The sequence below is a fragment of the Orientia tsutsugamushi str. Boryong genome (assembly GCF_000063545.1).
In the GTDB taxonomy this organism is placed as follows: domain Bacteria; phylum Pseudomonadota; class Alphaproteobacteria; order Rickettsiales; family Rickettsiaceae; genus Orientia; species Orientia tsutsugamushi_C.
The window spans coordinates 1,389,080-1,409,816 of sequence record NC_009488.1 but is presented as its reverse complement, the minus strand read 5'-3'; the positions used below and the strand labels follow the sequence as shown (position 1 = coordinate 1,409,816).

At 31.7% G+C, this 20,737-nt stretch carries 18 protein-coding genes and 8 pseudogenes; 10 read left to right on the top strand and 16 right to left on the bottom strand.

Annotation, left to right across the window (positions count from 1 at the left end; translation table 11 throughout):
• Positions 1–803: 803 nt before the first annotated feature.
• Positions 804–1,907: a toprim domain-containing protein gene (locus OTBS_RS16780; protein WP_232489038.1), complete on the top strand. Its 1,104-nt coding sequence runs from the start codon at positions 804–806 to the stop codon at positions 1,905–1,907.
• A gap of 50 nt (positions 1,908–1,957) precedes the next feature.
• On the top strand, positions 1,958–2,869 hold the full coding sequence (locus OTBS_RS06735) for an Rpn family recombination-promoting nuclease/putative transposase (protein ID WP_011944584.1): 912 nt from the start codon (positions 1,958–1,960) through the stop codon (positions 2,867–2,869).
• Between the two features lies 1 nt (position 2,870).
• Here OTBS_RS06735 and OTBS_RS06730 read toward each other — a convergent pair whose 3' ends face one another.
• The 13 genes and pseudogenes from OTBS_RS06730 to OTBS_RS16755 form a co-directional block, all read right to left on the bottom strand.
• Entirely contained in the window at positions 2,871–3,827 is a 957-nt protein-coding gene (locus OTBS_RS06730; protein WP_041621523.1) for a type IV secretion system DNA-binding domain-containing protein, read from the bottom strand.
• A gap of 313 nt (positions 3,828–4,140) precedes the next feature.
• A pseudogene (locus tag OTBS_RS06725) lies at positions 4,141–5,441 on the bottom strand (conjugal transfer protein TraH).
• Complete coding sequence (locus tag OTBS_RS06720; RefSeq protein ID WP_011944901.1) at positions 5,438–6,142, bottom strand: conjugal transfer protein TraF; 705 nt, start codon at positions 6,140–6,142, stop codon at positions 5,438–5,440. Before OTBS_RS06720 ends, OTBS_RS06725 begins: the two are co-directional and overlap by 4 nt.
• A 5-nt stretch (positions 6,143–6,147) precedes the next feature.
• A pseudogene (gene traN, locus OTBS_RS18455) lies at positions 6,148–7,839 on the bottom strand (conjugal transfer protein TraN).
• Positions 7,836–8,156 carry a type-F conjugative transfer system pilin assembly protein TrbC gene (gene trbC / locus OTBS_RS06705; RefSeq protein WP_011944350.1) on the bottom strand — a complete coding sequence of 107 codons (321 nt, stop codon included), beginning with the start codon at positions 8,154–8,156 and terminating at the stop codon, positions 7,836–7,838. The pseudogene traN and the gene trbC overlap by 4 nt, the downstream one beginning before the upstream one ends.
• A gap of 80 nt (positions 8,157–8,236) precedes the next feature.
• Positions 8,237–9,060: pseudogene (locus OTBS_RS06700) on the bottom strand (TraU family protein); the annotation flags it as partial.
• A gap of 52 nt (positions 9,061–9,112) precedes the next feature.
• The gene (locus tag OTBS_RS06695) at positions 9,113–9,403 is read right to left on the bottom strand and encodes a hypothetical protein (protein WP_011944249.1); all 291 of its coding nucleotides are present in this window, start codon (positions 9,401–9,403) and stop codon (positions 9,113–9,115) included.
• Positions 9,403–9,867 carry a TrbI/VirB10 family protein gene (locus OTBS_RS06690; RefSeq protein ID WP_011944248.1) on the bottom strand — a complete coding sequence of 155 codons (465 nt, stop codon included), beginning with the start codon at positions 9,865–9,867 and terminating at the stop codon, positions 9,403–9,405. The genes OTBS_RS06695 and OTBS_RS06690 overlap by 1 nt, the downstream gene beginning before the upstream one ends.
• Positions 9,868–9,978: 111 nt before the next feature.
• On the bottom strand, positions 9,979–10,380 hold the full coding sequence (locus OTBS_RS06685; RefSeq protein ID WP_011944247.1) for a hypothetical protein: 402 nt from the start codon (positions 10,378–10,380) through the stop codon (positions 9,979–9,981).
• Positions 10,377–10,929: pseudogene (locus tag OTBS_RS06680) on the bottom strand (TraE/TraK family type IV conjugative transfer system protein). Before OTBS_RS06680 ends, OTBS_RS06685 begins: the two are co-directional and overlap by 4 nt.
• The gene (locus OTBS_RS06675; RefSeq protein WP_011944246.1) at positions 10,929–11,264 is read right to left on the bottom strand and encodes a hypothetical protein; all 336 of its coding nucleotides are present in this window, start codon (positions 11,262–11,264) and stop codon (positions 10,929–10,931) included. The pseudogene OTBS_RS06680 and the gene OTBS_RS06675 overlap by 1 nt, the downstream one beginning before the upstream one ends.
• Before the next feature lie 91 nt (positions 11,265–11,355).
• Entirely contained in the window at positions 11,356–12,366 is a 1,011-nt protein-coding gene (locus OTBS_RS16765; protein WP_050897479.1) for a tyrosine-type recombinase/integrase, read from the bottom strand.
• 122 nt (positions 12,367–12,488) lie between these two features.
• Positions 12,489–12,641 carry a hypothetical protein gene (locus OTBS_RS16755; protein ID WP_232488819.1) on the bottom strand — a complete coding sequence of 51 codons (153 nt, stop codon included), beginning with the start codon at positions 12,639–12,641 and terminating at the stop codon, positions 12,489–12,491.
• Positions 12,642–13,255: 614 nt separating this feature from the next.
• Here OTBS_RS16755 and OTBS_RS16750 point away from each other — a divergent pair.
• From OTBS_RS16750 to OTBS_RS06660, 6 genes are all read left to right on the top strand, one after another.
• The gene (locus OTBS_RS16750) at positions 13,256–13,543 is read left to right on the top strand and encodes a hypothetical protein (RefSeq protein WP_232488962.1); all 288 of its coding nucleotides are present in this window, start codon (positions 13,256–13,258) and stop codon (positions 13,541–13,543) included.
• Positions 13,544–13,871: 328 nt separating this feature from the next.
• Positions 13,872–14,159 carry a hypothetical protein gene (locus OTBS_RS15175; protein WP_173361678.1) on the top strand — a complete coding sequence of 96 codons (288 nt, stop codon included), beginning with the start codon at positions 13,872–13,874 and terminating at the stop codon, positions 14,157–14,159.
• The gene (locus OTBS_RS16745) at positions 14,152–14,562 is read left to right on the top strand and encodes a hypothetical protein (protein ID WP_232488912.1); all 411 of its coding nucleotides are present in this window, start codon (positions 14,152–14,154) and stop codon (positions 14,560–14,562) included. The genes OTBS_RS15175 and OTBS_RS16745 overlap by 8 nt, the downstream gene beginning before the upstream one ends.
• A 3-nt stretch (positions 14,563–14,565) precedes the next feature.
• Complete coding sequence (locus tag OTBS_RS12710) at positions 14,566–14,967, top strand: DnaA N-terminal domain-containing protein (protein WP_232488911.1); 402 nt, start codon at positions 14,566–14,568, stop codon at positions 14,965–14,967.
• Between the two features lie 4 nt (positions 14,968–14,971).
• The gene (locus OTBS_RS14415) at positions 14,972–15,109 is read left to right on the top strand and encodes a hypothetical protein (protein WP_157866353.1); all 138 of its coding nucleotides are present in this window, start codon (positions 14,972–14,974) and stop codon (positions 15,107–15,109) included.
• Positions 15,110–15,703: 594 nt separating this feature from the next.
• Positions 15,704–17,842 (top strand): hypothetical protein, encoded by a 2,139-nt coding sequence (locus OTBS_RS06660; protein ID WP_011944900.1) that lies wholly within the window; start codon positions 15,704–15,706, stop codon positions 17,840–17,842.
• 289 nt (positions 17,843–18,131) lie between these two features.
• Here the strand turns inward: OTBS_RS06660 and OTBS_RS06655 are convergent.
• Positions 18,132–18,575, bottom strand: a pseudogene (locus OTBS_RS06655) (DNA adenine methylase); the annotation flags it as partial.
• Positions 18,574–19,080: pseudogene (locus tag OTBS_RS06650) on the bottom strand (IS982 family transposase); the annotation flags it as partial. The pseudogenes OTBS_RS06655 and OTBS_RS06650, both read right to left, overlap by 2 nt.
• 52 nt (positions 19,081–19,132) lie before the next feature.
• Between OTBS_RS06650 and OTBS_RS12705 the strand changes: the two are divergent.
• A protein-coding gene (locus OTBS_RS12705) for an IS5 family transposase (RefSeq protein ID WP_157866407.1) occupies positions 19,133–19,958 on the top strand; the annotation gives its coding sequence in 2 pieces (ribosomal slippage) (positions 19,133–19,524 and positions 19,523–19,958; 828 coding nt in all).
• Here OTBS_RS12705 and OTBS_RS12700 read toward each other — a convergent pair.
• Positions 19,951–20,358: pseudogene (locus OTBS_RS12700) on the bottom strand (transposase); the annotation flags it as partial. The gene OTBS_RS12705 and the pseudogene OTBS_RS12700 sit on opposite strands and share 8 nt — an antisense overlap.
• Positions 20,359–20,544: 186 nt before the next feature.
• Here OTBS_RS12700 and OTBS_RS14410 point away from each other — a divergent pair.
• A pseudogene (locus OTBS_RS14410) lies at positions 20,545–20,640 on the top strand (IS5/IS1182 family transposase); the annotation flags it as partial.
• Between the last annotated feature and the right edge of the window lie 97 nt (positions 20,641–20,737).

Sequence of the window (20,737 nt, the reverse complement as noted above, 5' to 3'; positions counted from 1 at the left end):
AGAGATTCGTTAACAGAAATACTATCTCAACAATCACTCAGCAAAAATATTATACCATTTAAACGGTAAAAATACAAATAAATTTAGCGAAGGTGAGGTTCTGTATGACTGATAAAATCAATAATTCAAACAATCATAATTTAATGGAAGAATTGAGAGACAGAATAGCTTCTCATGCAGAAACCATAGCATGTGATTTGCTTGGAGAGCCTAATAAACATTTATCAAGACGTGGAGAGACACGTTGGGGAGATAAAGGGAAAATTGTCGTCAATACTAGTGGCAAGCATGCTGGAAAATGGTATGACTTTAGTTCTGGCGAAGGTGGAGATTTATTTGACTTAGCCAGAAAAGAACGTGGCGGTGATTTTGTTAGAGCTAAGGAATATCTAACAAGCATAGTAGGAATGTCAACTTATAATGAGTCTTATCCTCGGCAGGTACATAAAGAAGCCACTCAAAATGAGCTAGCTAAAATTCGAAAAGTTCAATACTTTTATAATCAGTCTTCTCCATTATATTTTACTAATAATACTGAAGTTCAAATCGTAAAAAGATATCTTGAACAACATAGAGGAATTGATTGTTTTACAATGAATTCTGACTTGAGAGCAAGTGTAATTCTTGATAGAGAAACGAATGAAAATTATCCAGCATTTTCAGCATTTTCAAGAAATGCGAAAGGTAAAATTACTGGTGTACAAGTTGTATATTTGAATTCGCAAACGTGCGATAAGGCAGATATTTCAGTCCCTAGGAGGGCTTTTGGCAAAATTAGCGAATCGTTTGTTAGAATTACTCCATTGGCACCACATGATTCGCCTATAACAATTATAACAGAAGGCGTTGAAACAGCTTTAAGTCTAAAACAAGCAGGAATTAATGGAAAAATTATCGCTGCTATTGGCATACATAATTTCAAGAACTATCAACCATTTGAAGGAGAAAACATAATCATAGCGGCAGATAATGATGGACAAAATTCTATAACAATGAATACTGTTGATAAAGCGAAAAAAACACTCGAAAATAGTGGAGCAAAGGTGTTAAAAGTGATGCCAACACAAGAAGGTGATTTCAACGACCTATTACAAATTCATGGGGCTGAAGCTATTAGACAGATTATAATACCTGAAATTGCCAAACTTATTAAATTGAACGAAATACAAAATAAATCATCTGAAATACCTAATCAAAGTGACGTTAAAGAATTATATGCAAAATCTTTGCCCCTATACGACTATAACAAAAAGGAAAAAGCTAATGCGGAAGTAACAACAGTCAACAAATTTTTAGAAAATCATACAGAAATTTATAGTTCAAAAATCTTTGACAATCCTAATTTAAGAGCAAATATGGTTTTTGATGAAGAGACTCAAAAATCCTGGCCTGCACTCACTATTTTTGTTAAAAATGACAAAGATGAAATTACTGGAGCTAAGATATTAGCCTTGAATTCAAAAACATGTAATAAAGCGGATGCAGCTGAAAATTCTGTTGGTACAATTAGTGGATCATTTGTTGAAATTGCTCAACAAAATTCAGACTACTCTTCTATAACAATTCTTACAGAGAATATTGAAACTGCTCTAAGCATTAAACATGCTGGAGTCGAAGGAAAAATCTTATGTGCCATTGAAGCCCAAAATTTGCAAAACTATAATCCTGCCTCAAAAGAAAAGATCATTCTAGCAGTTAAAAATGACGTAAATACTGAAAAAGCTGAAAAAGTTCTAGAGGATAAGGAAGCAGTAGTCTGTACAGTCAAAAATGACTTCAATAATGTATTAAAAACTCAAGGATTATATGCTGTTAGAAATATTATCAGCCCTGAAATAAGAAAACTTAATGAAAAGAATAAATCCATACAAACTAATATACAACCAAGATTATGTCTGAAACACTAGGCAGAGTATGACGCAGCATTTTTTATAAAAAAAACTATAGGCTGAAAAATATGACAAAAAAATTAAAGCATGATTCATTGGCAAAGACAATCATGAGCGATCCAGTGGCTGCACAAGAATTTCTAGAGTATTATTTACCAAGTGATTTCAAGAGTTTAATAGATTTATCAAAAATAAAAGTAGAGCAAGAAAGTTATATAGAAGAATCGTTAAAAAAATATAGCGATATCGTCTATAAAGTTGCAACCAAAAAGCATGGCAATGCTTTTATTTATATATTAATTGAAGCTCAATCAACCGTTGATTATTGGACAGCTCTGCGGTTATGGAGATACACATTGTTATTGTGCGAAAGGCATAAGAAAGAAAAAACTAAATTACCATTAGTGTATAATTTAGTGATCTATAACGGCAAAGAAGTCTACAACGCACCTAGAAATTTGTGGGATTTATTTACCGATTCAATGATAGCTAAGCAATTAATGACCTCTGACTATCAATTAGTCGATTTGCAAAGTATGTCGAATGATGAAATTATTAGGAAAAAGCATATCGGAATGCTCGAATATATGCTAAAACACATTCATCAACGAGATATGTTAAAGCTTTGGCAAGAGTTTCTAATAAACTTCAAACATGTTTTAATACTTGATAAAGAAAAAGGTTATGTTTACCTAAGATCATTTTTATGGTATACTGATACTAAATTACTAGAGAATCAGCAACCAGAATTAGAGCAGATTCTGGCTAAGTATTTATCTGAAGAAGAAAAAGGTAATATTATGAGAACTATTGCTGCAAAATATATTGATGAAGGCATAGCTAAAGGCAGAGCTGAAGCTGCACAAGGGCTTGCAAGGAACTTATTAAAAGCTGGCTTTTCAGTTGAATTTATTGCTGAAAATACTGGGTTATCAAACGAAGAAGTGGTTAATTTAAAAGTTAGCATGGATAATTCTTGAATTAATAATTCACTAACTTAAGTTTTTTGAGCAATGTATATCCCCAAACATATGCTATATTTAAGTTTTGTAGCTTCATAGTTAGTTTTGTGATGTGAAAGTTACCAACAAGCTTTACATAACATGTAAGGTCTGGTAGATTCATAATTTCAGATGGCATAACTAAAAGCTTTTTACGCTCAACATTATTCATATTTACTCCATCTCTCATAGTATTTGATCCATATGACAAGTTCTCTTGAGTTTCAATAATTTCTTCCTCACCTAGTGTTAATGCTGATTTATAAGCTGTAACCTGATCGCTAACTCGAAAAATAAATTTACTATTAAACAAATCCAGCATAGAAGCGCATTCAGCAGAACCATATATTGCTTCTAATTGATGAATATTCTGCAATCCAGCAACAAAGCAACCTCCATACTTTCTACTTTCAGCTAAAGCAACTGGTAAAGACGAAACTTTTTGTAGAGCTGGAAGTTCATCAAGTATAAACCACATGTTTTTGTTATCATGATTAGGATTTCTACACATCAAAGCCTTGATAGCTATGCTTATCCAGGCTGAAATAAGTGGGCGTAAAGTAGCTCTTTGACTTGGGTTAGCTGTGATAAATAACCATCCAGTTTCAGCAGAATTACTAAACCATTCCTTGATGCTAAAATTACCTCCAGGCTTTAAATATTGTAGCGAAGTAATATTCTTTCCAAGAGTAGATTGAATTCCTGCAGAAGTTTCAGGCGCGCTTTCGCTTATAATGCCTGATACAGCGGTGTTTCTAAAAGCTTTTACAAATTGTCTATTATCAGAGTAAATGATTGTATGAATTAGTTTTATGATATCTTTGTCATCCTGATATAGCTTCAACGCTTCAGACAAGACTAATTCAGCATTTTTAGCAAAAAAGTCATCAATTTTAGATACAAAGTAACTCGTTTGCGATGAAAGAGAAGCAAACATTGCAATACTTATGGGAATATTATCAACCTTTACTGGCGCACTCATTGATACTTCATCCTTCAGCCAAACAGTAGATTTGGGGGCAAATAACAGCGTAAAAATAAATATCGATGGAAAAAACCATTCCCATAGCAAAGATGCCGATATTTCCTCTAAAAATAGCCCTAGTAGCAGCCCATATGCCACCAATAGTCAAGGCTAAGTGACCCACTGGAGTGAAGTATTCGCTATTTGAAGCAAAGACCTCTGCCTATGCCATTAAACACATGCCATAACAGATCTCCACCACCAAATGTGTATATTACGTAATCCATTAACTTTTCTCCTTCGCTATTAAATGCTGCTCTATTAATCTAGCCCTTTTATCTATTCGACTTGCATCGGTTTGTAGGCTAGTCCATTTTTCATTTGCAAAAAGTTGTACTCGATTCAATTCCTTCAAATATCTTTCTAAATGTTCATTCGAAACTTGCTTAGCACCTAGTGAAGTAACGGCTCTACGTATTTCGGTGATTACTTCCTTCAAATGCTGAACTAATGTATAGCTAGCTATTAATTCTGATGAGATCTCTAAAATTGTGACTCCAGAAATAGCTTCTAATGTGATATAATCATAAATTGGAAATATATCTCCAATCGAAGATAAAAAGGCTATCTCAGAGTTGCTATATTCAGAATTCTTATCAAACTTATTTTTTAGATCAGTCAATTTTTGCTTAGCTTTACCTGCATAAGACTGCTCTGGTGATATTGTGATATTTCGTTGTAGGCTTGGATGCAGGCAACTAACACTATCACAGCTGTAAATTGAAGCTGATTCTCCACCTTTTAAATGACTAATCCAACTTTTTTCATCCTGAGCTAAGGAGTCAAAAAAGTACACATTATTGTTTGTAACCACGATAGTGCCAGTCATAGACATGATTGAATCACGCATATTTGATGGTATTCCAACCTTTGCTGCTGCTTTAGTGAAGATGTTATAATCATCCAGCATAACTCTGAATCCTTATTTTGTGCTTGTCGCAGAGCTTGTTTTTGGGCTAAATCATTACGACATTTTTTACCAGCAGCAAAATAATCAAACCCGCTTTGTGACTGTATATCACGGCAAACAGCTTCTCTCATAGCCCAGTTCTTTGGTAAAGCTGTAGCAAATAATGCTTTTGTTAATTCACAATCTCCTTTGGCAAATTGATTCATCTCCATTGCTAGATTACGTAAGTCCTTGAGAGCGTTCTCAATCTGTGGAGCAAATGTTTTTAATCCTAATGAAAAAGCATAGACTTTAGCTTGAGAACCAATGTTTTTCATCAATTGAACTAATTCTTCTCCAGAAATAACAGAGAAGCTACCAAGATAGGCATCAATACTGCTACAGCTCATGTTTAAAGATGGTGGAGTTATAGCAAATGGCTGAAATGATGTTTGGCTTGTTCTGGCAGATAATCCGCCAGCCGCATAATATCCAGCCGCTTGATCTTGATATGATCCAGATCTTGTGACATTAATACTCATTCCTTGAAATACGTTTTCGATATTCCAAGCTAGTGATACTGGAGCTTGTAGCAATAATAGCATTGTAATGGCATAAACTCTGATTTTGGTGCTCATGTAGTCTCCAACTTATGATAATATCTATCGATTGCTAGAATATTGTCGATAATTTTATCTTCAGAGATTATGCCTCTAGCTACTGCATATATTTTTTTACCATCGCTAGCTACTGAATATAATACAGGTACAATATGCTTAGGGTTTAGTTTATTTAGCAACTCATTATTCTTACTGACAGCTAGCAACTGAAATGCATATTTATTAGCAAAGCTCTGAACAATAGGAATAAAGGCCTTACAGAGCAAGCAATCTTGTTTAACTTGCAGAATCAATCCCCAGTTTTTAGCAATGTTTTTGAGTTTGAAATCATTTTTTTGCTCTGATTTTTCTTGATATAGCTTTCTATGTAAGCTATTAGCAGGCTCATTAGCATTAATCAGTTGGTAATCAAGTAGAGTAGCTAGTTGCCACATAGTAGCAAACTTATGAGCCTTCTCCATGATTTGCTTCTGCAATCTTTGAGCTGTAATCACATTTTCGAGCGTTGGATTATCCAGCGCTATACGCTGAGCTCGATTAAATTGCTTCTTTAATTCCTCGATTCTCTGGTCATGAGCCACACTCATCAACTTAGAATTAGCAGCAGAGTCATCAAGCTCATGACCATGTTTATCATTGTACCATAAAAATCTTGTTGGTGAAGCATCAACAGTGGATAAATGACTAATTAATATCATAAACATTAATAATCTGCTCATTTAGACTAACTTTGTTGCATACGATGAACTTTATCTTTGATTCCTGCAATAATGTCTTTGTTCATGCTGCTTTGAGCCTTAGTGAGTATATCACCAAATAGTTCATCCATATTGATTTTAGTGAAATCAACTTTTTGTAATTCCTCAACTGTAAGGCCTCTACACTTTGGACATTCAGGTGTACCAAAGTTCATTTTTAGCTGTTTTCTTGCTTCTTCCTGAAAAATTCTTGCAAGTTTTGACTGAAAGCAGCAATAAGTAGACTTTCTAGCTAGGCAAATACCCAATATCGGAATTCTTGAAGAACAATAGGTTCCAATGTAATAGCAGTAACCTTTTTTTCTATATAGAGCTAATTCTTGTTCCTTAGATTTGCATTGCGATAAGCCTATATCACGCCCCCAGCCAGTCATTGAAGAGCAGCAATTCAAAAAACTAAATACATCTTTTTTGCATTTTCGATGTTTACCTGAAAATACAGAAACGGGATTTGTTTTAATGTCCTTGCTCATCTGATTTAGCATTGCTAGATGAGCTACTTTAGCTATATCTCTATTTGGTATAATAGTTGGAGTGTTGCAATTACCTCCTAAACAAAAAATTGAGTTATTACGCAATGATGAGTGTAGCATTGTTTGCTTCTCAGTTGAACAGCTATAATCGTGCTGCCATAGTAAACAAATATTTGCTACTGATTTTTGGCAAGTGCTGTTTTTAATTCACAATTTTGAATTTTAAGGTGTTTGCAACCATCTTTTGGATCGCTAGTACATGAAAAAACAATCTTTTGTTTCCAATATGAACGATTGACTCTAAACTTGTCAAAAAATACTCTATCACCACTCTCATAGTTGAGTCTATTCGCCTCATAGCATTCATTACTTTCTATTAATTGTTCAAGTTCAGGCTTTACAACTTGCCAATATTCTGCTACTTCCCTTAGTTCTTGAGTCTTATCTCTGTAGTCATAGCGAAGTATACATATTTTACCTCTTTTTGATATAATATAAACTTTGTTCCAATATGCTCTATAGATACGCCAAGCCTATCAGCAACAGCACTCCTCATTCGTCTTGCAGCCATTTGGCTATCACCTGCTAACTTGTATATTTTTTCATTATTTTTATCTACGTCATGGAAATCTGCACGACCATTAAGCCAATTACTATGATTCTCTACTATTTCTTCTGTTGCAAATTCCATTTGCCGGTTTTGCCAAGAAAGCCATACATTCTCTAATCTGCACTCAACATTTAATTCTCGAATAAGTTCAATGTTAAAATTACTACCTTCATTACAACTTTGAATAATTTCAGTATTAGTTTTACTTGTCTGAGTTACGAAGTTACTGCTATCAAGGGCACTTAAAGGATCAGATTCAATTCTCATTGAATTAGCTATCATATAATTTTGATCGTTGATATTATGTTGAGTTAAGGCATTGTTTTTACTGTTTTCAGCTTGAAATAACATTGCCCCACTTTCTGTACCAAGCTGATTACGGCCATGGTAGGTTAAATCCTCATCATTGTTAGGATAATTGACATTACTACCTTGATGAAATAATTCTTGTGTATTTGAAGAATTTCCAAGATTTACATTATAGTTGCTAGCTTCATTATAACTGCTTTGCATTGAAGCTAAACAACAGCTAATATTGAGCACTATCAAAAAGTTAATATAGATAATAATCTCATTGAGTATTCTCATTCATAATTTCTAATGCTATTGCTAAAGGAATATGGCCAGTTAATTTCTTGGTTAATCCTCTTTTTTCATCATCTATTACTATCACAGGAACAACATCAATTTTATATTGTTCAAACAAGCTAGGATCTATATCGAAGCTAATACCAAGCTCCATAGTTTTATTCTTTGTTTGTGTAAATGAGTTATTAATTAACCCACGCATAATCAATTGAGCTCCAGCCTTTTGAGATTCAGCAAAATAGCTTTTTAAAGCCTCATCACTCATTGAAAATGAGACAAAAATAAAAGTTTTTTGCTGGCCCAAAAAAAAGCATTAGCATTATTAACAAATAATAAAACCATCAACATCATTACTCGTATAACCATATTCCTCTCTAACCCTTATCAAAGCAAACAGTAATCTCTTTTTCGCCAAATCAAGTAACCAAAATCTTCACCATTAACTGGAAATTCTCTTCCAGCCTGCCATGTAGCTTCTGTTTGGCCTATGCTCTTGCAGGATCTGGTTTCTGGAATCGGATAAGTCATTTGTAGTCGATACTGACTTTTCTTCATAATAGGCATGGGATACTTGCCACATAAGCCTTTATAACCATAATATCCCCATAACATCAGTTGCCTATGCATTCTAGCCATAAACTTACTTACCATTAATACAGATGTTCCAACTCCACCATTATGCGCCGCAGCTGTTCCAGTAAAAGGGTAAAGCATTCCTTGACATTCAGCACACCAAAAAGCATAATCACTTGCTAATAAACCAGCGCTGCAACTCATGCAATCAGCTATACATGCTTGATAAGCAGCTACATTTTGAAACAACAGCGTTTCTGGATTTAAAATCGCAGATTTAGCGTCATCACTCCATAATGGATCAAACTCTGTTAAATATGCTATATCGACTGCAGCCATTTCCAGACAAATAAAATCAAGCAAAATTTCCAGCCAATAAATCACAGGATAGACATACCAATGAATGTGATAAAAAGCACTTCCTTCAGCCTCATCTTTCATGCCTTTTTGAGTAGCACTTCCAAATGACAAACCTCCAAGACTTACCATACACATTGGCGACTTTGTAACATCTACAAGGCGTACTGGCTCCCAAAATCCTACCGGAATATACCAGGTACAGGTATTGGAATCCCTGGCTTAGGACAAAGACATATAAGTCTACCAGAAGCATTAGTATCAGGCATTGAAGTGTTTGTAAAGTACAGAGATATAGTAATTTAACCTATATTATCACATAAATCATTTTTAAGTTGCAATATCACTCATTTTTGGTTTTTTAGGTGAAGTGTTAACAACAGCTACACCTTGAACTGCTTTAGATCGCTTACAGTATAGAACACAACGCCTTTTTGATTTAATTTTTGATGTTTCAACTTTCTCAACATTATCAGGGTCAAAAACTCCTTGAGCAGCCATTTTCTTTATTTCATATAAAGACTTACATTTTTGCCCTTTAGGAATTTTACAATCAAAATTACTTTCGAAAAAGAAGCTTGTTAGGCTCATACAGCCCAATAGCAATAATAAAAACTTCATTATAAATGCTCCTCTAACTTTTGTGATTGGTCGAATTTATTATGCAAATTAACTTTTTCATTGTTAGTTGATTGTGAATAAGTTAAATTATGTGGCTTCTTCTTGTGCTCACGTAAGTCAAAACCTTTTTTAAATACAACATCGATGACTCTACCTGACGCAATAAGAACGACTGGGCTCATAGAATCAGCTTGTTTTATAGCAAAATCAGCTAGCTTATCAAAAGCATTACTAGCTCCAGAGTAAGCTCCAGACTGAAGCGCATCTCCAATCTGAAACTCTTGTTGTTGATGACCTCCAGCTACTAGGTTTAAAGTTGGTAGCATATCAGGTTTAATAGCCTTAGCTTGTAGAAACTTAGCAATATTGCTAAATACTCCATTTAATGCAGCCATGCTTGCTATGTTAGACGATTTATCTACCACGATTCCTTTAATTCCAGAACGTCCATCTTCACCTATCAACCAGCCTTCCGCCTTGTTTTCAATAATATCTCCATAATGAAATTTTACTTTGAAGCAGTTTTAATATGCTTGATGCTGAGCTTAACAAGCTTTAAAGTAAAAACTAGCATTTTAAGCTAATTTTATTTTTCCTTTTGAATTATCCTTTTCAGCTTCTTCTGTAGCAGCATTAATAAGCGTTACATGGCTTGGAGTTTTTGGAGTAAAAGTTAACATTAAATCTTGAATTGTTTTGTGTTCTCCTATTACTGTTAAATAAAGCTTCTTTTCTTCTTCTCGTGGAGCAATAAACAAACATCCAGACTCATGAACTACAACTTCGGCTGCATTTTGAGGATACATAAAAATATCATTGATTTTTTCATCTTTAAGATTAATTCTTGTTGGCCCACTATCAGAAATCTCAAGCTTCAGCAAATTATCAACTTCTAACTCATATTCTACCGCATATACATCACTAAACTTGACTAAAGCAATAAACCCTATCATAAACCTCAAAATTCTAATACTCATTTTTTTATTCCATTCTCTTTAACGCCAGTTAACAACAAAAGGTAATTAGGACTTCGCTTGTAAGTCAAAAGGTAAGTCTTATCGACAGCTAATATGTTTACTATCGCTAAACCAATAACGAAGCGTTCCACTAATTAATACTCCATCCTTTATCACTTCAACCTTCTTCGGAAAAAAGACTGAAGACACATTTGAGCCTTTAACAAATTGCAAGTGATCATGAAAAAATTTATTTAAAGATTCAGTATTACTAGATGCAACTTTCATGTCTGCTATTTGTCTTTCTACCTCATTTGGAGAAGTAGTAAATAAGAGTTTCGTTACATAAATTGCCCATTCCTTTAAATAGGTTTCATGGTAATTTTTTGATGAAACCATCATTTTACGATCAGGCTCCATTGCTGGAATTAATAACCACTTTTCTTCTTTGGTAATTGCAGCCATTATCGCAATTATATTAGCTGCAGCTAGCAATATAGTTACTGAAAGTAAGCATTTATTATATTTAACCAGCTCTTGTATAGCATTTTGCTTAAAGAGATGATTCATTACTTGCCAACTTTTTTGCCCAAAAGCCTTGGATATCCTAATGGAGCTGGCAATAAACCTTTAGCTACTAAAAAACTTTTTAGCAAAAAATTCTCAGATACCTTCTTAATTTTCTTAAAGCAATAACATAGAGCAATTCCTCCAACCATAAAGGCTAGGCCTAATTTAGCATGCCTGCTGTTTAGTAGTACAATTCCTGGAGCTACTCCAGCTAGCACTACTCCCCATTCGTCAATGCTCAAACCCATATACTTCAACGGCCTCGATAATGCCCAACATAATTTTTGATTTTGTATAATTACCTTCAGCCTCAATTGTAGCATGAGATTTCTCATTCTGCTACTGCGATTTTCAAAAATTTACAAAATCTAATGTAGAGTAACTACTTAGCTAAGTTGTTGTCAATTTTTCTTCTCCGCAACTTAATTATGGCACTATTCCAGATAGTATCTCGTTCAAACAAACATTGGTACCGAATATACTCAGCATATTTTCGACAACTTTATTTGTAGCAATTGTTGCCTTATCTAAACTATGTATAGTATAAATTTTAGTTATATTAGTATTACTATGTCCTAATATTTGAGATATTGTATCTAGTGTTTCACCATTATTTTTCATCCAAGTTGCAAACGTTCTTCTAAGATCATGTATTGTTACATTCTGTATTCCGGCTTTTTTTCGAATCTTAGCCCATGCTCGATGCATTGTTGAACTTGATATGTGTTTACTATTGTCTGCTGAACTTGGCAATACCCATTCACTTTTTGAGCATAGTTTTCTGGTTTGCAATACTTCTATTAATTTATCAGCTAACCCTATATATAGAGTTTTACCATTTTTACTCTTAGTTTTTGGTATACACCATATTTTTTCGCTAAGGCTTATCTCGTCCCATCTCATTCCTGATACATTACTTTTACGTGCTGCAGTGAATAAACTTATAAATGTAAAAATTTTTCCTGATCGTTCTGCTCGCTTTTGCGATTCTGTTAATTGACTATTTCCCTTTTCTTTTAGCACGGCCATAAGTCTTCTCATTTCTTCATTTGTTACATATCTAGATCTTGATTCTTGCTTGTGCCTTTTTATTCCACATACAGGATTCTTTTCTAATAATCCCCACTCTATAGCCTTATTAAATATAGGGCTTAACAGTTTTAGAATACTGTTTGCTGTTACATAGTGTTTCTTTGCTGTTTTTTCGTCAAAAAGCTTCTGAATATCTTCTTTGGTAATCTCAGATATCTTTGTATTGTATAAAGATTCTAGATATCTCTTTACTCTTTGAGCCATTATTTTCCAACTTTTATGATAAAGACTACTATATTCAGTATATTTTACATGCACCTGTCCGAATGTTAGTTCATTCTTTAATTTAAGCCTCTTCTCTCTTTTTTCTCTTCTTTCTTTATTTATCTTCCGTCTTTCATCCATTGGATTTATTCCTTTAGCAATATCACTTTTTAACTGCTGTATCTTTTTTCTAGCTTCTGCTACCGTTAGATCTGGAAAATCTCCTATTTTTATTTTTTATAATACATGCCATTAATGTTTATTCATAAATATAGTCTTCTAAATCCAGTATATGATATTATAAACAGTAAGTTCCTTTGTGTTATATCTCTAAACTTGATTATTTTTTCTTCTTTGGTTGGTACTTTTATTTTATTTAATGCTGCTTGTGTAAATTTAAATACTTTTACTGGCATATTTATCACCCTTCATTAATTTAAAATTGAAGTAATTAAATAATAACTTATTAATTTTTAAAATTAGCTTAAACTTATAGTCTGTAGTATGGTTTTTATTGAATAGCAAATACTTTTGTAAAAATAAAAAATATTTTTAAGCGACGTTATCAATTGAAGGTTACTCTAAGCTTATCAACTATAAATTCAAGTTGCTGGATTAAAAATTAGCACTTCAACTAGCCAAATATTAGACATAAATTTACGTTATATTTCCGCAATTAACATCAAGATATTATTGTCATATTGACAAATAATATTAATACAGCTACAGTTAAATTCATGTATCAACTCAAACGAGAATAAACTACATAGCAGATTTTATAAAGCTTATAAAGCTCATAATAGCTCTTAATCTAACTTATTTCTTCTAGTTAGTTAAATCATCTTAAACTATACATCTATAGACGATATAGATGTATAGTTTAAAACTACTTAAGTTATTATAAGCCTTTCAGAGCGTTAAATTTCGAGTGTAGCAACAAAATTGCTACATTTGTGCTAAAAAAAATGTGGTTTTTGATAGCAAAAATTGCCTAAATCACCTGCTATACCTGACATTTTTGGAGGTTGAAATGGTGCGAGATTTGCGTAATTTGGCAAGCAATAATTGTAAAATTGCTAATAATAACAGTAGCAATAATGCAACTGTTTTTTATCGTTTTATTGGAAATTTTGTTCCAGCAGAATGGAAAGATCTGATTGGAGATAATGCTAAAGCTTTAAGCAAGACATCTAAACAGCTTCTATCATTGATAGTATATAAACTACAGATCTATTACAATAATGATATAGAGGAATTACAAGACAGTTATCACTCTTTTGAAAAGGAGTTGCAGGTTTGTCAACGCAGGGTTAGGTAATGCTTAGTTGAACTACAAAAAGCTGGTTTCATTGAAGTTGAAAATAGGACAATAATTAAAAACAATTTTAAGTTGCGTAATGTTCCTTGTATAAAACTTCTAAAAAATTTTCAGCGTTCCACTGAAAAAGAAAAAAAGAAGAAAAAATTGTCCTTCTACAACAAAAAAATTTTCACATCAATTTGCAAGAATTTGCAGGTGAACCTGCAAAAAATTGCAGCTACATATATAGATATAATAATAATAAAAAAATAATAATAGATCTAGATCTACTGAAGATAAGTTAGTAGAGAATGATCAAAATAAAAATGAAGATCAACAGCAAAATTTGAAGTTTAAATATACTGAATCTGATGATTTTATAGAAATTGAGTTAGTAGGAAATGAAAAAGAAGATCAACAGCAACAACAGAATTTGAATTTCTATGAGCTTAGTGATTTTAGTAATGAAAAGCAAGCAAACAAGGATTATGAGCAAAATAGTGAGTTAGCAACTCCAGCTATTACTAAGGATTTAGAGGTTGAAAAGAATGAATGCTTGCTCAAAAGAAAAAGACTAGCAGATTATTTATCCACTAACACCAGAAGATGCAGTTATACTGCAACGTATGTCTAGTAGAAGCTTCAACATATACTTTATAAATCAATTACTGTTGAAGTTATCAAATAAATATTTACTACGTCATTTTGAAAATAAGACAGCAGTGCTAAACTATATGGCAAAAGCGTTAGCAAATGAATTACTAACTACTGATCAGGCTAATAGTGGAAATTTTCGATTTAATGACGTAGGAAGATTTAAAGAACAGTATATAGCAAACATTGAAGCTGGTACAGACCGTAGTATGAAGGCTCAGTTGAAGCGTAAAATAGCTGGAGTTTTTGAAGCAGATACTGCTTATCAAATTTTAACATCTTGTGATTTTGGAGCAGCAGTTAAAAACAAATATTACATCAAGTTGATTAAGAATATTTCACTGTCAGATCATATTAAATTCAAGATACTACAAGAGGTATGAGCTGTGCATGGCAACGATATTGAGCAGTTACAAGTTATACCATTTGATGAATCAAAACAAGTTACCAATAGCACAACGGAGTATCAAAAAACCACAGTTTTACAGCAACAAATAAGTGATGAAGATTACCTTTCAGAACTTAGTAAAGAGCTAGGTTCTAACTCTATATTGTTCAAAGTACGAAAATACATACTTCAACATTACGAATATAAGAAAGTTATTGATAAAACATGGTTTAGTAAATTAGAAGTTGTAAATGAAGATAATGTTAATAAAAAGATATTCATTAAGGCTTTAACAAGCTTTGCAGATAGCTATATCAAATCAAATTATAAGCACATTCTAGAGCATGCTTTTGCAGCTCAAGGGTTTTTGTTGAAATTAGTTGAGTTTATAGCAAGTTAGATTAATGATTAATAGCAGTGATATACAAAATTCTACTCAGAAAAATTATGGTGCTTTATTTATTTTTTTGTTATATTGTAAGCTATATGATAATCATTTAACAGATTGCGAAGGTTCAAAAAGGTTGAAAATTCATGAATAATTATTTATCGTTCTATACTTTGCTGCTAAGCAAAGCTGTACTGGAGATTATATTACAATAGTGATAGTATAATTTCAGGAGTAAAATGATGTCTGAATCTAAGACTAAATATAGATATTCTTTACATCGCGCTATTAATGATACAATAAGTTAATATATTTAAATTTTAATTATAGTTAACCAGAATTTGATATCTAAACATAGCAAAACCTAGGAAGAATAAGTGTTATAGTTCTTTTAATACTTATGTATAGATTAAACATTTATCGTCGTAGATTCTTTGTTTAAAATACTTGCTACATGTTTCTACTAAGAAAGAATCTCTGCTAGATAGATAATAATAGTTTCACTTGGTTTTTTATGTACCTTTTTTGTAATGTTACACTATAGTTGCAATACTTTCTATTCATACAGTTTGTCATACTTTTTATCTCAAATTCTGGTTATTATAGCTAACTTGAATTTATTAAGTTAGCTGTTTGTTCACTTTTCCTATTGCTTCGTATTTTGCAATTTTCTTAATTGACTTTAATATTTTTTACAATTATACATTTAGTATAAAATTTTAAACAGAGATTAAGGATTATTAAATATATGATATCAGATGAAATACTAAACAAAGCTTTTTGGCATGTGGAAGAAGGTAATAAAGAAGAGCTTCTAAAATTACTAGCCTTGCATCATCAATTAGTTTATTTTGTGTCTAAATTGAACAATGATACACTACTCATAACAGCGTTTAAGTATCTAAGAGAGGACATCATCGAAGCTCTATTAATTCATGGAGCTGATATCACTGTTAAAAATGAGAATGGTATACCTGCTATAATGTGTATTTACATTACTGAACGTACTGATTTAACTACTGAGGAGTACGATAATACTGCATTACGTATATCAAAAAAATATCTTTCTCTAGATAAAAATGCTCATCTTTATTCAGATGAATACATTAATTTGCTACTTAAAAGCGCTAAAGATAAGTTTGAAGTATGTTGTAATAATTACAACTATGATTACACTACTATGCTCGCAAAAATTATACAGAAAAATTTAGTACAGTCCGCAGAATGGTTTATTAAAAATTTTCAACTTAATCAAAATGAGATAGCAAAAAATTTTATAGCAGGCACTATTAGAATGTCTAGCGGTAACTTAACTAGTACTGAAATAAGAAATGTAGAAATTTTACTAGAAAAACATTTGACTCTAATAAATAAAAACTCACAGTGCGCTCGTAATTTAGTAGAAATGCTCTTTCAACCAAAATTATGTAATGTATTTGACCCAATGGGTACAAGTCACTTTGAAGAGTTGCAAAGTGGTCAATCTATTGGAACTTTTGGATATATGGTTTACCATGATATTCATGTATTAGTTGCAAAGATATTAATAAAATTTGGAATTGATTTACAAGACTATGAACCAGACGTTCAAAGTTTAACATCGGTACATGATAGCCTTATTCCGCTATTATGCGAGCAAATCGATACATATGATTATCAATCATACTTTGAAGGCCTACCTAATAATGTTAAGGAGTTATTATTGAAACCAGAACTTCTTGCTAAATATAATGACGAGAATCCAAGAAGCGATTCACATTTTTTTTATAATCGAGGAATAAATCCATATACTGTATTTATTAATTCCGAAGTATATTGTAACACACGAGATGCAGTCATATTGGAATCTACTAAGAAAAAAATATTACAGCTTACTAAAGTTAGTAGTATTCTTTCTAAGATAAAACATACTAAAGATTACGAAGATTCTCAGATTTTAGCTGAAGATTTACCTATTACAATAGATGTAGTATTAAATAGAATCGATTATCTAAGAAAAAAAGATAATGCTCAAGAATCTGATAAACAAGAAATTGAAGCTCTATCAAACTTTATTAGCAATAAAATTATCTTATCTGTTGCAACTGATGAAGAAGCTATAGATGTATGCAATAACTTCATAGAATATTTTATGAATAAATGTAACAGCAAGACACGTTTTGAAGAGTTCTTGAATGAAAATATGCTAGAAGATAAAGCTAATAAGGCTCTTAAATCTATGCTATATCAAACAACAGAAGATAGTTTTAAAACAAATATTTCTAGCTTAGCAACTAAAATTATAGAACTAACAAATGGAATAGTACTTCCATTTGACATTGATTTTTTAAATTTAAATGATACTAATTCAAAAATAGTAGATATTGATTATGATAAACAAATCTTAATAAAAAATAACCTAAAAGTATTCAGTTTTCCGAATACATATCGCCTTCCTAATGTTGATAAATTAGAAGAATTATCATCAGAGTATAATAGTCCTGATATGTGTCAGTATTATAAAAATCATCTAGAAGCATTTAATCCAATATCAATGTTGTTAGAGATCGCTCATGATGAAGATAAATTATCTGAGCAAAAGCAAGCTTTTAGTAATGACTATGCAAATATAAAATCAAAAGCTGAAGAGCAGAGTTCAGATCCATTAAAATTAACGCAAGTAATGTCAAAATTAACACATATAACTCTAGTTATTGATGAGTCTCTTAATTTATGTATGAAATTAAGCAAATATTTAAATATTAGTCCACTTAAGCTATTACTTAAAGAGTATCAAGATAAGTATGCTTTATTATCTGAAGAGTATAACAATGTATTGATGGAGCATAATGATGAACATGGCGTTATTGGTGATATAGAAATTGAATCGAGTAGTATAGATTTGTAAAAAAGCTTGCAAAATAACTTGGTTTAGTTTTATAAGAGGTATATTAAATTTATTAAATACAAAGGTTGATATAAGAAAGGTATTAAAATATAGGAAAGGTAAGGATGATAGGATTTTTTGCTTATGGATAGTGTTAAACATTATTTTTTCTTGATAATGCGCTTTCTATTAAGTATAAAATCTTTACTAAATGCATCATAACAGTTCTACTTGTTTCTTTTTATGAATCTAGTAGTTTTTAATACGCCTTCTTTATTCTTTTTTTTCTATTTTTTATATCGAGCTCTGGTTAATTATAGTTAGTAATGATTAGCTCATTAACGAGATTTCGCTGTTCATTGATTGAGTATGTAACTCCAATATGAGTGATGAATAACTCTTTGTATAAGTCTCTAATAAAGGCAGTATTATTATTTGAGATCATAATCTTAACACCTTTATTGTTTAGTTCATAAACAAAATCTCGTAGTCTGATTTGCTCTTTGTCATCAAATGGGACTCTAGTGTAGAACCGTTCTCCTGATTGGTGATAAGGTGGATCAAGATAAACGAAGTCACCTTTTTTAGGCTCTATAAATGAAAAATCCATAGCACAAATTGATACATCGGTTAAAAGTTTGCTACATTTATTTATTCTAGAGCAAATATGAAGCTTAAGATATTGCTTATCAGAAAATGTTTGAGCAGATGTGCCGTCTCTGTTTAGCCTATAAATTCCTCTAAACGCCAATTTAGGATAAGTTGAGAGAAGAAAAAGAAGAGGAGATAAGATAGGGATTAAGTTTGGAGATAGAATAAGAAGCAAGAGAAGCAATTATATGAACAAAGAAATTAATAGGAGAGCGATGTCGAGTATGCTCTAAATGCATATGTTTTTTTAGTACATTAAAAACAGACTCAATTAAGGAACGTTTATTTAATAAACGCTTATCATCTATGTCCAATAAATATGTTTTCATATCTTTGCGAAGATTAGTAAATAAACGTAGACCATTGGTCAACAGTTGATGAAATAACTCTTTAGATATGTAGGCTTTATCACCAAACAATTTACCAGATAAGCCTTCAGAAATAACTGAAGCTATAGATAGATCGCTTTTATTGCCTTTAGTAATTTTAACTGACATTATTTCGCCTTTATTATTGATAATAATATGTAGCTTAAAGCCTAAGAACCAGCCATAACTACTCTTACCAATTTTAGAAATTCTGTTAAAAACTCTATTAGACTTCTTTCGAAACTATACAATGATGTAAAATGGTGTTATAAAAATCTGATTTGAAGTAATAATGAAATTAGATCAGATTAAAGAGTTAAAGGATGAAAAATTTCGTCGATTAACAGTAGTAAGGAAGGGAACATTCTCAAAGATGGTGGATATTTTGAGACAAGCTGATGGTCTTAAGAAATCAAAAGGTAGGGGTAAAAATAAGCTCAATTTCGATGAACAGTTGCTGATGGACTTAGAATACCTTAGAGAATACCGTACTTATTTTCATATAGGTCAGAACTATGGAATTAGTGAAAGTTCAGCATATAAAGCTGTTAAATGGGTAGAAGATACACTAGTTAAACACCCAAACTTTGCTGCTCTTCCAGGTCGTAAAGCTCTAATGAAGAGTGATATGAATTATGAAGTAGTCTTGATTGATGCTACTGAGACTCCTATAGAAAGACCTAAAAAAACAAAAATTCTATTATTCAGGAAAGAAGAAAAGGCATACACTAAAAACTCAAATAGTGGTAGACAAGAAAACGCACCAAGTAATATGTACAGATTTTTCTAACGGTAAAAAACATGACTTTAGATTATTTAATGAATCCAAAATTCTTATCCATCCTAAGGTTAAAGCGATTACTGATACAGGATATCAAAGTATACAAAAAATTCACAATAATTCTGCATTACCAAAGAAAAAAAGCAAGAAAAATCCTTTAACTAAAAATGATAAAAAGAATAATCGTAGGTTAGCAGGAGAAAGAGTTGTCAATGAAAATGTTATTGGTATGCTAAAACGGTTCAAAATTATTGCTGACAAATATCGAAATAGACGTAAAAGATTCGGTCTTAGATTTAATTTGATCTCTGGCATTTATAATTTTGAACTACCTTAACCAGTTTCGAAAGAGGTCTATTGCTGGAAATACGTTTATTATGACAAATTGCTAATTTTGTAGAATCGATGTAATATATACCAGTCTCATCTCCTTTCAGATAATACATTACGGCTAATGGTAGCAACATTCTAGGTAATAGTTGTATTATTCTACTATAGCTTGGTAAGCAAAAGTATCCTTTATACTTATAACTCAAGTAATATAGATAATAATTTTTACAATCCTTGCATTGAGATAAATAAAAATATATCGCTATTGTTAATAACTCAGCTAAGGACAATTTCCCATCTTTGTTCCTTTGATTACTACTTGGTATTGATCTCTTTCTCTCCCACTCTTGATATATCTTGCAAAAATTGTCTATTAAATAGTATACTGTTATAATACATTTTTTTATGTTGGGTTATTCCTTGTTTATTTAAATTTTTTTATAACTCAGCATTCTCTCTTTGTATACCTTTTATTCACTACCTTTCATATTGCCACTTATCCTAAATTGGCGTTGTTTAAGGCCAATTTTCTGTTGAACAGGTTTATACACTTTAGTCTTAGAATAGACCTCTTTTGAAACTGGTTAACGTAGTTCAAAATTATTGCTGATAAATATTGAAATAGACGTAAAAGATTCGGTCTTAGATTTAATTTGATCTCTGGCATTTATAATTTTGATCTACCTTAACCAGTTTCAAAAGAGGTCTAATATGAACTTATCTAAAGCAATTAACTTCTACGTAATTTTCCACTTGCTTTTAGTTACTCTTCTAACTGCAATTGCC

Excerpts from the sequence above, each read along its gene's own strand:
- OTBS_RS06735 (WP_011944584.1), top strand. The coding sequence starts at position 1,958 with ATGACAAAAAAATTAAAGCATGATTCATTGGCAAAGACAATCATGAGC.
- OTBS_RS06730 (WP_041621523.1), bottom strand. The coding sequence starts at position 3,827 with ATGTTTGCTTCTCTTTCATCGCAAACGAGTTACTTTGTATCTAAAATT.
- OTBS_RS06720 (WP_011944901.1), bottom strand. The coding sequence starts at position 6,142 with ATGAGCAGATTATTAATGTTTATGATATTAATTAGTCATTTATCCACT.
- OTBS_RS06695 (WP_011944249.1), bottom strand. The coding sequence starts at position 9,403 with ATGAAGTTTTTATTATTGCTATTGGGCTGTATGAGCCTAACAAGCTTC.
- OTBS_RS06685 (WP_011944247.1), bottom strand. The coding sequence starts at position 10,380 with ATGAGTATTAGAATTTTGAGGTTTATGATAGGGTTTATTGCTTTAGTC.
- OTBS_RS06675 (WP_011944246.1), bottom strand. The coding sequence starts at position 11,264 with ATGAGAAATCTCATGCTACAATTGAGGCTGAAGGTAATTATACAAAAT.
- OTBS_RS16765 (WP_050897479.1), bottom strand. The coding sequence starts at position 12,366 with ATGGATGAAAGACGGAAGATAAATAAAGAAAGAAGAGAAAAAAGAGAG.
- OTBS_RS16755 (WP_232488819.1), bottom strand. The coding sequence starts at position 12,641 with ATGCCAGTAAAAGTATTTAAATTTACACAAGCAGCATTAAATAAAATA.
- OTBS_RS16750 (WP_232488962.1), top strand. The coding sequence starts at position 13,256 with ATGGTGCGAGATTTGCGTAATTTGGCAAGCAATAATTGTAAAATTGCT.
- OTBS_RS16745 (WP_232488912.1), top strand. The coding sequence starts at position 14,152 with ATGTCTAGTAGAAGCTTCAACATATACTTTATAAATCAATTACTGTTG.
- OTBS_RS14415 (WP_157866353.1), top strand. The coding sequence starts at position 14,972 with ATGATTAATAGCAGTGATATACAAAATTCTACTCAGAAAAATTATGGT.
- OTBS_RS06660 (WP_011944900.1), top strand. The coding sequence starts at position 15,704 with ATGATATCAGATGAAATACTAAACAAAGCTTTTTGGCATGTGGAAGAA.